This is a genomic window from Mangrovibacterium lignilyticum (assembly GCF_010882175.1).
Classification (GTDB): domain Bacteria; phylum Bacteroidota; class Bacteroidia; order Bacteroidales; family Prolixibacteraceae; genus Mangrovibacterium; species Mangrovibacterium lignilyticum.
This window is the reverse complement of sequence record NZ_WKLH01000002.1, coordinates 1,083,741-1,095,029: the sequence shown is the minus strand read 5'-3', so window position 1 is coordinate 1,095,029 and position 11,289 is coordinate 1,083,741. Positions and strand designations below refer to the sequence as shown.

At 42.5% G+C, this 11,289-nt stretch carries 5 protein-coding genes; all 5 read left to right on the top strand.

Annotated elements, in window-relative coordinates; all coding sequences use genetic code 11:
- Window positions 1–5: 5 nt before the first annotated feature.
- Window positions 6–1,493: a RagB/SusD family nutrient uptake outer membrane protein gene (locus tag GJV22_RS11560; RefSeq protein ID WP_163713290.1), complete on the top strand. Its 1,488-nt coding sequence runs from the start codon at window positions 6–8 to the stop codon at window positions 1,491–1,493.
- Between the two features lie 28 nt (window positions 1,494–1,521).
- Window positions 1,522–2,481, top strand: coding sequence for a putative zinc-binding metallopeptidase (locus GJV22_RS11555; RefSeq protein WP_163713286.1), 960 nt, complete (start codon window positions 1,522–1,524; stop codon window positions 2,479–2,481).
- Window positions 2,482–2,560: 79 nt separating this feature from the next.
- Entirely contained in the window at window positions 2,561–4,957 is a 2,397-nt protein-coding gene (locus tag GJV22_RS11550; RefSeq protein ID WP_163713283.1) for a zinc-dependent metalloprotease, read from the top strand.
- Window positions 4,958–5,005: 48 nt separating this feature from the next.
- The gene (locus tag GJV22_RS11545) at window positions 5,006–7,327 is read left to right on the top strand and encodes a zinc-dependent metalloprotease (protein WP_163713281.1); all 2,322 of its coding nucleotides are present in this window, start codon (window positions 5,006–5,008) and stop codon (window positions 7,325–7,327) included.
- Between the two features lie 16 nt (window positions 7,328–7,343).
- Window positions 7,344–10,559: a prolyl oligopeptidase family serine peptidase gene (locus tag GJV22_RS11540; RefSeq protein ID WP_163713278.1), complete on the top strand. Its 3,216-nt coding sequence runs from the start codon at window positions 7,344–7,346 to the stop codon at window positions 10,557–10,559.
- The last annotated feature ends 730 nt before the right edge of the window (window positions 10,560–11,289 follow it).

The following is an 11,289-nucleotide window of genomic DNA, read 5'->3' as shown; positions in this document are numbered from 1 at the left end:
AGAAAATGAAATTAGTAAATACAATCATAAAGACATCCGGTTTAGTTTGCTTGCTAGCGATGTGTTCCTGTGATTTTTTGAAAGAAACCAGCCAGGATGAAATCATTCCTTCATCGTTAGAAGATTTAACCTCAACGATGTATGCCGAAGCATATCCCTATAAATTAAGTACAGACGTTTACTTGAATTTATTGACCGATGATGTCAAAAGTAACGGGTTAACAAACGATCATTACACCAACCAATATAAATACGGGATGGGGATTTTTAAATTCGATCCGGTGATGTTTGATGGTGGCTATGCGGTTGTGGACGACGCTAATTCGTGGAAAAACTACTACGAAAAGATTATGGGCTGTAATGTTACGCTGGATTACCTGGATAAAGTGACCGGTTCAGACGATGATAAGATGGCCGTAAAAGGACAGGCTTTGCTTTTACGCGGATATTACTATTTGCGCTTAGCGCTAATTTACTGCCAGATGTATAGTGCAGAAGGTGTTGATCCGAACGTAGCCTTAGGCGTACCTCTTATGTTGACCATGGACGTGTCTGATGATCTTCCGGTACGTGCAACTTTGAAGAGTACTTATGCACAGATTGAGAGCGATTTGACGGAGGCTGAAGCTTTGTTGAAAGAGTATTATAGCAATAATTCAGTATTTCGGGTAAGCTATTTGGCTGCAGATGCCTTGCTAAGTCGTTTGTACCTGTATCTGGGACGTGATGAGGATTGGCAAAAAGTTATCGATTATGCCGATAAGGTATTGGCCGAAAGACCGACACTGACTTCTCTTAGTTCTTTCTCCTCGCAATTTCTGCAGGTAGGAATCTGGGACACCGAGGTGAGCGTGGAACCAATTTGGTGTTATGGTCTGCCTAGTTACAATGATGAAAATTATTTCATCAACGAATTGAATCTATATTGGGGAGATGTTCCGCCGTATACGATTTCACCCAAGCTTCTCAGTTTATACGATGAAAATGACCTGCGCTACGATTCGTATTTCTTTACAGAGGATATGTATGGTGAGGTAACAACTATCGGCACTGCCAAAGTCTCATCCTTTTATCAAACGAAGTATGGTGATTGGGGCGTACGAAATGCGGAGATGTATTTAAACCGGGCCGAAGCTTATGCGCGCTTGTATAAAGCAGGAGGCAATTCGGAATATTGCACAAACGCGATTGCCGATCTGAATTACCTGCGCGAAAATCGTTACGCAGAAGGAACCTACCAGGAAGTGTCGATTACAGATGCTGATGAATTATTAGATTTTTGTTTACAGGAAAGACGTCGTGAACTCTCAATGGAATGTAGTTTCCGTTGGTTTGATATCAAACGTTTGAATTTGTCGGTGACGCATACGTTTGAAGATGTTGCCGGGCTGTCTACCGACTACACGTTGGAATCGGGTGATCCGCTTTATGCACTGCCAATTCCGAACAGCGTAATTGACAGAAATACAAATTTGGAGCAGAATCCACGTTAACGAGTTTGAACATTTAAAACAAAAAAGAATGAAATTAAAACAAATATATTTCCTAATGGCATTGGGAATAATGCTGTTATCGGCATGTAGCAAAGAAGAAGGGGAGTTGGAACCTTCCGGTATTCCTGTTGGTTACACCGTACCCCAGGGAAGCCACGATTTCGATACAACAATTGTGAACTATTTCAACAGGTTCAAGAGCTACCTGCTTTATGATTTCACGGAGAAAGATGCCTATTGGACGCCTACAGCCTGGAAAAATGGCTATCCTTCAACGGATGATCAAAATGGAAGGGCAGGTATGGAAGTTACAATGCCGGATCTTGACTATATTGCTCCTCAACTTGATTTATTAGACAAGGCCTGGTTCAGTTTGTATCCTGACAATTTTCTAAAGGAGTTTCTGCCCCGGCTAATTTTGCTTTGCGATGATGTGAGGTATTACAATATTAATTACTGGGTATGGCCTTGGACGTATGACGCAAGTTCTATCTATGCAATTTCAAACTATCAAAATATCTGCGTATCGTACGCGAATGCTGACGTAGAGAACATGACAGCTGCCGATACCCTGGCATTTGCGAGTGCTGTTAACAATGCCTTTTTGTCGAGTATGATTAATCGTGATAAGCTGGAGCCAACTGATGAATTTATTTCGTCGGCTAACTATACCAATGCTAAAAGTTTATATACAAACTCAGCGTCATGGGCTTATGGGATTTTTCAACCCTATTACGAGGCATCAGCGACGAACGATTGGGAGAATTTTGTTCGGATGATGATTGTCTGCTCTGAAGATTATTTGAATCGTGAGGTCAGCTATGTAAATGACTATGATTTTGGCAGCGGTGCATGGGAAGGTCTTTTTACAAGTTTGAAGGACACGAACGGTTTACTCAAACAACGCTATACCATCGTGCGTAACTATTTTATCGATAACTACGGATTCGATTTGCAGGAGGTTGGTAATAGGGTTGGAGCTCAATAGGTCTTAACGACATTTTTCGAAACAGAACTTAGTAACTATAGTCCCGGCACATTGGTGCCGGGACTGGATTAAAACAATTATGAGAATAATACTGACATTGTTCTTTATCATGTTGTTAGGGGGGTCTTTTGCTTCTAGCACAGATAAAAAAGAAGACGAAAAACTAGATAACATTCAAAAATTTGTTGAAGGAGCACAGGTCGCTAACAGCGGATTTGTGAACTATTACCAAATTAAGGAACGACATTATCTCGAAATTCCGAACCGGATTTTGGGACGCGATATTTTGACGACTATTACGATTTTGAAAGGGGCACAGCAAAATGATCGTAACAATGGAAAACGCTTTGGATATGGAGGCGATTCGATGAATAGCACTATGGTCCGGTTTAAAAAGGAAGGGGATAAAGTAGTTTTAGTTCAGCCGGATATCCATTACACCGAAGCTGAAGATGCAGCATATGGGACTTATTTTTCAAGCCTGATTGATCCGATTATACAATCTTTTAATTTGGTTGCTTGTTCCGATAGCTCAAGTTTAATCGATATTACAGATTTTTATTTAGCAGACAGTGAATTGTTTTCGCTGGCTGCGGCGCAACAACCTCTTGAATTGGGCGGATATATACCGCAGGAATCTTATTCTGAAAAGGTGAACAGTTTCCCTACGAACATTAACTTCCGCTCTGTTCGCTGTTACAGCGCCGGAAATCCGGAGAAAAGTACGTACACTAAACTATTGTGGGAAGTTGGTTCTTCCTGGTTTTTGTTGCCGGAGAAGCCGATGAAAATTCGGATGGAGGATAGCCGGGTTGGCTATTTTAATACCACTCTGCGCGGACAAGTTTACGGGGACACGGATAACGAATTGTTCGATATAGCCAATCGTTGGCGTTTGGAGCCGAGGGATGAAGACATAGAAAAATACGTTCGCGGAGAACTAGTTGAGCCGGCCAAACCAATTATTTTCTACATCGACCGGGACATGCCACCCTATGTTATTGATGGTATTAAAGCAGCAGTTGGTTCCTGGCAAAAGGTTTTCGAAAAGGTAGGCTTTAAGAATGCGATCTATGCACGCGTTGAACCAACAAAGGAAGAAGATCCGGATTTCTCGATAGAGGATGCTCGCCATTCCTACATCTCTTATAAAGCTTCACCGGTGCCCAATGCATACGGACCGATGGTTGTTGATCCACGTTCGGGGGAAATAATTTGTTCCCATGTAGCCATGTTTCATTCAGTTATGGATTTGGCCCAGATGTGGTATTTCGTACAATGCGGTCAAGCTGATCCCGAAGCCCGCAGTTACCCGTTGAAGCATGAGATGATTAGCAAGCTGGTGAATAGAATTTTGACACACGAAATAGGACATACGTTGGGGCTTCGGCATAACTTTTTAGGAAGTACCAACTTTTCGACAGATAGCTTGCGCAACAATGACTTTCTGATTCGTAACGGCTTGGGAACGTCTATTATGGATTATGAACGATTTAACTATGTGGCTCAACCGGAGGATCGCATTGAAAGCGAAAATTTGTTGCCTAAAATAGGGGTGTACGATGAGTTCGCGATAGAATGGGGATATCGTTATTTCCCGGATACTGTTAGTGTAACCGAAGAATCGGATCGGTTGAAAAGTTGGATTAGTGAAGAACAGAAAAAAGGCGGACGCCATTATGTTAGTGAGTCAATTAGAACCGATCCGCGTGTTCAGGCTGAAGATTGTGCCAACGATCCGGTGCAGGCCAGCGAGCTCGGTATGAAGAACCTTCAATATCTGATGGCGAATCTCGAAGACTGGACCAACGAGCAAACGACTGAGGATTACGTCTTGCTTCGCCGCCGCTACCTCTATATCCTGGATCAGTACGAGGCCTATATCGGTCATGTTATGCAACTGATCGGTGGGTTTTACGCGGAAGATTGCAGTTGTGGAGAAACGGTTCGCTTTAACTACAAGTCGGTGTCTGCCGAGAAGCAGGAACGTGCAATGGAGTTTCTCAATAAATATTTTTTGTCGGAACCTGAGTGGTTGGTGAATCCAAGCTTCATTCATAAAATCGAATTTGACTATGGCCAGCGGTTTGCAGAGCCGGCCTTGAACCACATCGGACAGTTAGCGGCTTCAAACGTTGATTATTCGATCAGTAGCGCAATTGATCCGGAATCGCCATCATATGCTCAGTTCCTGGACTACATGGTAAAGGCACTATTTCCTGAAAATAAAGAGAAAGAAGTTGTTTCGGATTACAGGCGAATGTTACAAAGTGCTTTGCTGACTCAGCTAACGATCAATCTCGAAAATACCGGAAATATCTCCTATACTATTTTACAGGAGCTCAAGTTGAAAATGGATGCAATTAATGCTTATGCCGAAAAAGGAGCCTTGTCTGCCGACGAGAAGACCCGCGTGCATTATCAGTCTGCGATCAACTTTATAAAGGTTTGGAAAACAGGTAAACAAAACTTTTAGTGAGGATTCTATTCGTAAATCCTATTGAAATAATAACGTAAAAACGTCATGAGAATATTTTTAGCATTTTCATTTATAATTAGCCTTTGCCTGAATGCATTGGAGGGGGTAGGGCAAGGCGGCTATGAGCCAAAGACCTTCGATCAATTTTATGATTCGCAAAAGATGTCCCAGACTGATGGACATTTCACAATATATCAATCTGGAAACAGCTATTTCCTGGAGATTCCGGAAGCGGATTTGGGTAAAGATATATTGATTACGACCCAAACAGTTGTGGGATATGACTCGTCTGTGTCACCAAGTTCAGGTGTTGTTCAGTTCCGTAAGGGAAGGAATAATGGACTGGAAATGTTTCGAAATAAATCGAATACATTTTCGGCCGACAGCAGTGACTATTGGATGGAAAAGGCCATTCAAAAATCGGGTCTGGTAGCATCGGAACGGGTTTTCACAGTTGCTGCCTGGGGGAAAGATAAAAAATCGGTTATCATCGACATTACCTCAGATTTGAATAGCCCGAGTGGCTTGTTTGATTTAACCGGCAGTGGAAACTTGAACAGTCCAGATCCAAGTCGTTCCTGGGTTCAGGGTTTTCGTTTGATTGACGGGGGCGTTGTTTTTTCTGCCATTCGCTCGCAAACGCAGTATTTCCAATCCAGTACTGGTACAACCAGTGGCGGTAAGGCAACATCTTTCCAGATTGAAATGCTAATTCAGCGTGTTCCGGATCACGAGGTCGAAATCAAAAAAGATCATCCAGCCTATGGTTTTGAAACCGTACAGCATATTGAATACGACACGGACAGCTATCGTGCGAATACAGTGAACATGATTAAACGATGGAGTTTGACTGCATCGGCCAAAGATCGGGAACTTCAAAAAAAGGGTGTTGCTGTAGTACCGAAAATGCCGATTCAGGTGTGGATTGACTCGATAATGCCGGGTGTTTATCAGGAATCAGTGAAAACGGCTCTAAAGCAATGGGAATACGCATTTGAGCAAGCAGGCTGGAAAAACGTCTTCCAGTTTGTAGACGACGGAGCGCTAGGCTACAAAAAGATTGATTTTTACTGGGGAAATGCCTATAGTAATAATACGAACAAGTTGATATGCGATGAAGTGACCGGCGAGATTTTAGCCGCCCGGGTTAACCTGATGGATGAGGTTGCCAAAAATACGCAGCCCAATTATGTGATGTGGTTTGGTTCCTTCGATCCGCGGGTTAAAACGAACAAACAGCCGCTGAAGATCCGCCAGCAAATCTTAACATCGCAGATGGCTGGTATGGTGGGTGAGCTATTGGGTATGAAAGCCAATTATCCTGCAGTAACGGCATTTTCGCCCGAACAATTGCGCGACGCAAACTGGCTCCAAAAGTATGGCCCTACAGCTACTGTTGTGGGAGCAACCACTGCCGACTACCTGGTGCAACCAGAAGATCACATTGATCCCGCTTTGTTGTTTCCGAAAGTTTCTGTTTACGATATTGAAGCTATTGCATACGCTTATGGTAGCAGGAACGAGTCACCTTCTTTAAAAGCTACTTTTTACGCCGGAAGTGATAATATTGATCCATATGCTCAGTCAACATTCCTATCGAATGATTTAGTTGAAGCGAGTAAGTTAGGATTGAAAAATCTGGAGCGGGTTTATCCGCAAATTCCGGTAATCGTTGCTGGCTGGCCGGCCTATCAGAATACACCCGAAGAGATTGCAGCACTGGCAAAACAGGCTTTCTCGGTTTATCAGTTTTATATCAACCAGGTTGCGATGTGCGTCGGTGGTCGTTCAAAGCGTAAAGTGATTCGTGGGGAAAATGAAGTGCCTGTGCGTTATGTTCCTAAAAACAAGCAGGAGGAAGCGCTTGAGTTATTGGCAAAATGTGCGTTTTCAGGATTGCCGGCCTGGTTTGATAATGACGAGATAAATCGCGTTTTACCTGTCAGCTTTGATGGGAACGGTGTGAATATGGCCAACTCGGTTATGCAGAACCTGATGCGTAAAGAAGTGCTTTGGTCACTGGTGGAAGCCGAAAAAGAGTTGGGCGATCAAGCGTATACTTGTTCGGACCTTTTCAGCTACTTCGACCGGGTGTTTTTCAATAATTACGATCCAAAGTCAACCTTCAACGCTGTTCAGATGAATATTCAGTACGAGTTTGTGGTGAACTTGTTAACTACCGTCAATCAGAATAACATTACCGGAGGACTAAATGATGTTTCTTCGGCTTTAAATGTCTATCTGGTTCAAGTGCGTGATCATTTGGAAAAACTGCTTGAATACAAAAAGCTGGAACCGACAGTTCGAAGTAACTTTGAACTGATGCTCTTAAAAATGAATCGCGAATATTTTGGCAAGACGGTATAAATAAATAGTTGATAGAATGAGGGGATTATTAAAAATACAACTTTTGCTTTTGCTTGTCGGACTGTTGTCAGTCCGGCAAGTGAACGCCCAAAATCGGGCTGTCGACTTTCTGTCTATTTCTTTTGATGAGGCGTTGAAAATCGCTGAATCACAAGATAAAATTATTTTTATAGACTGTTATATCGACGGTTGTAAGCCGTGTAAGATGATGGCCGAGAACGTTTTTAAAGAAGACACTGTTGCCGATTTTGTTAACAGCAAGTTTGTGTCACTGACCCTGAATATGTTTAAAAGCGAAGGTTCCGAATTGAGAAAACGTTATGGAACTTTTGCCTATCCGACTTATCTTTTTATTGATGGGAGCGGGAAGCTGTTGAACAAATTTGTAGGAGGCATGGCGGCCGATAAGTTTATCGCCAGAGCCCAAGAATGTTTCGATCCGAATAATCGTTTTTTAAGTTCAACCCGGAAGTTTGCCAGCAAAAATTACGATCACGCTTTCATGCGTGATTACATTCATCTGAAATTCGAGCTTTGTGAATTTGCAGAGGCAACCGAATTAGCCAATCAATATTTTGAAGAACTTACCGGTAGCGAACGTAGCAGTGCCGAAAACTGGTTCCTGTATGGAGGGAGTCCGTACAGTAATCGCATCGCTTATCCCAATAGCCCGGTTAGCAATTACCTGGTCGATCATTGGGCAGATTTTAAAGGTCAGGTTCCGGATTCTTCGGTGTATGCTAAGATTACAGAGAACTTCCGTGAAATTACCCGAAATGTTTTTAACGGACGCTATTTTTCTGCTTATGGAAAGAATGCAGCAGATTTTGATGCTTTTACAGCCCGGATAAATAAAATAAACGGTTTTCCTGGAAAGTCCGTCTGTGTGGAAATGATGGATATTGACAAAGCGGTTAGCTTAAACGATACGTTGAAAGCAGAAGAGTTACTAGCCAACTATATTTCTGATTTCGACGGTGAAAGTCAGACAGTCTTGCTTGATTTTTTGAGTGTGTACCTTGCTTCCATGCAGAAAAATTCGAATGTGGTTTACGAGATTATGCGTAATACTGTGCTCAGTAGTAAGAATGAGAGCTTGGTTGAATTTTTGAAACTTTCGCTGGACGGTAATGATCCAGGTGTTGAAAAATACGATGTACCCAACCTCGAAAGTAGATTCGGACAAAAATCGATTGTACCGTTTTTTCATCCAGATAAGCCAATCTGCTATTTTTCATGGCATGGTCCGGGGGAGAAGTCGCACTTTTTAAGTTACGAACCGGGGAAAGGGACGCATACTATTTACGACAAGCGTGAGATCGATTCACTGCTATTGGCCCAAGGGATGGATACCTCATACGTTAATTTTTCACCATCGTTTGATGAGGATGGTATCGTGGCCGGACTCAATTCCGGTGGCAAGAATCTGATCTATAACCCGGGGCGCAAATCGCTGGATGAGGCCAATCCAAAGCAATACAAGTCGGTAAACTGGGGCTTATCGCCTGATGGAAAATTTGAAGTTTTTGTAAAGTCGGATAATTTGTATCTGCGAGACTTGAAGGACTCTACCGAGCAGCAGTTAACAAGTGATGGTGACGCCGGTGCTTCATTTCAACTGGCGAACCTGAAATGGCTATCGGACAAAGGAACATTCGTTATATATCGCGAGAATAAACGTGGTATTCGTACTATGACAGTTATTAATTCAGTTGCTCAACCCTTTCCGATTGCTCGCAACTACGAGTTTGAATTGCCTGGTGATGATGTAATCGAAAGTACGGAAGTGTACTTTGGAGATGTGAGAAAGGCGGCAGTCAAGCAAATTGATGTAGAGCGTTGGAAAGGGCAGCAGCTGATCCCAATACATTCAGCCGAGGTTAAGGATCAATTTTATTTCCTGCGGGTAAAACGGACGCGTAACGAGATTGAGCTTTGTTCGGTAAATGAACAGGGAGAGCTGAAAAGTTTGGTACACGAGGTCTGCGAGCCGCTGTTCAATGATTTGATGTTTTCATGTAAAATTATCAATGGTGGTAACGATATTTTGTTCTGGTCAGACCGCTCTGGTTGGGGGCAATATTATCGGTACGACAAAAACGGTCAGTTGAACAACCCACTGACAACCGGCAAGTGGACTGCCGGCCGTATTGCGAAAGTTGATGAGAAAAAACAACAAGTGTACCTTTATGGTTATGGTCGCGAAGAAGGTCGCAACCCGAACTATAGTTTCTTGTACCGGGTCGATCTGGATGGAAAGAACATGCGCTTGCTGACTCCTGAAGATGCAAATCACAACGTGTTTGTGCATTCGGACGCAAACTTGATCGTGGACAATTATTCACGAATTGATTTGGCTCCGCAAGCAGTAGCCCGAAACTGTGACGGCGCCCTGTTAGATACAATTATTACGACAGACATAGAACCGTTGCTGGCTTATGGCTGGAAATATCCGGATCAGTTTACTGTAAAAGCAGCCGATGGTAAAACGGATTTGTATGGCATTATGTGGAAGCCATTCGATTTTGACCCGAATAAAAAGTACCCTATTATCTCACAGGTGTATCCGGGGCCATTTACTGAAACGGTATGGACGGATTTCACCGTGCTTGATCGATACAACAACACGGCATTGGCTCAGCGAGGATTTATTGTGGTTTGTATGGGACATCGGGGAGGTTCCCCTGTCCGTAGCAAAGCATATGCATCTTACGGTCATGGAAATCTGAGAGATTATCCGCTGGAAGATGATAAATACGGGCTGGAACAGTTGGCACGTCGCTTTAGCTTTATCGATTCAACCCGAGTAGGAATTGTTGGTCACTCAGGTGGTGCGCTGATGTCTGTTGTGGCGATGTGTACTTATCCCGATTTTTACAAGGTTACTGTTGCTTCATCAGGTAATTACGATAACTATATCTACCACCGCAATTGGGGCGAATTTTACCAGGGTATTGGCGAGGACAATTCCTTTTCGGTGAAAACGGCCATGGAGCTGGCTCCCGGTTTAAAGGGGAAATTGCTCCTGGTTACCGGTGAGTCGGATGACAATGTCAATCCGTCGAATACCTATCGGATGGTGGATGCCTTAATTAAAGCCAATAAGGGTTTTGATATGATGGTTTTGCCTGGGCAAAATCACCATTACGAAGGACCCTATAAAGCTTATTTCGAGAAATGTAAGCGTGATTATTTTTCAAAATATCTTGCCGGTCGACAGGCGAATAATTAAACAGCAATTTCCTTCTTTCCCCCTTAAAAGAAGGATGTCGATACTATGAGAAAGCTGACCTTCGGGGCAGCTTTTCTTTTTTAGCTGTATTAACGAGAGCCGTGCTCGCAATTTAAGTCACGTAATCTCAAAGCGTATTTTCAATTAGGGAGTAAAACATCATACCAGGATATAATTAAATCTGTGTGAAGTTTAATATATTGATTGCTAGTTGATGCTAAGCCGGAACGGTTTAAAAAAAGAGCTTTGGGTGATAGTGATAATCTGTTGGCTATTCCAAAAGGTTCGAATCCCAGTTGAGTTCCCCATAGAAAAGAGCAATTCGAAAGAGTTGTTCTTTTCTATGGGGTGTCTTATTACCTCAAATGATCCGTTGCGGTCAAAGTATAAAACTTGTGCTTGTTGTTTTCCGCCGTTGTATATTGTTGTTTTTACCATTTGGGTGAATGTTAATTTTTGCTGATGAAAAGATGGCGTTATTCAAAATTTGTCTAAGTTTGCTACTGGAAAACTAAAATAGTCGGTTAGGATTTTGGTCAAATCGATGTGTTTTTAGGAAAAGCTAGGAGAACAATTAAAAATATAAGGATCGGTATAGATTACGATTGATGGGAACAGTATTTTTTCGACCTGTTTATAGGGTTATAAATCAGTTTTCAACGTTACATCAATGTGGTTTTAATCGAAAAATAATATCTTGTCCGTATAATTTAATGGTATTGTATTCTAT

What these genes read in the sequence shown, in the direction of transcription:
- GJV22_RS11560 (WP_163713290.1), top strand. Translation starts at nt 6, where the DNA reads ATGAAATTAGTAAATACAATCATAAAGACATCCGGTTTAGTTTGCTTG.
- GJV22_RS11545 (WP_163713281.1), top strand. Translation starts at nt 5,006, where the DNA reads ATGAGAATATTTTTAGCATTTTCATTTATAATTAGCCTTTGCCTGAAT.
- GJV22_RS11550 (WP_163713283.1), top strand. Translation starts at nt 2,561, where the DNA reads ATGAGAATAATACTGACATTGTTCTTTATCATGTTGTTAGGGGGGTCT.
- GJV22_RS11540 (WP_163713278.1), top strand. Translation starts at nt 7,344, where the DNA reads ATGAGGGGATTATTAAAAATACAACTTTTGCTTTTGCTTGTCGGACTG.
- GJV22_RS11555 (WP_163713286.1), top strand. Translation starts at nt 1,522, where the DNA reads ATGAAATTAAAACAAATATATTTCCTAATGGCATTGGGAATAATGCTG.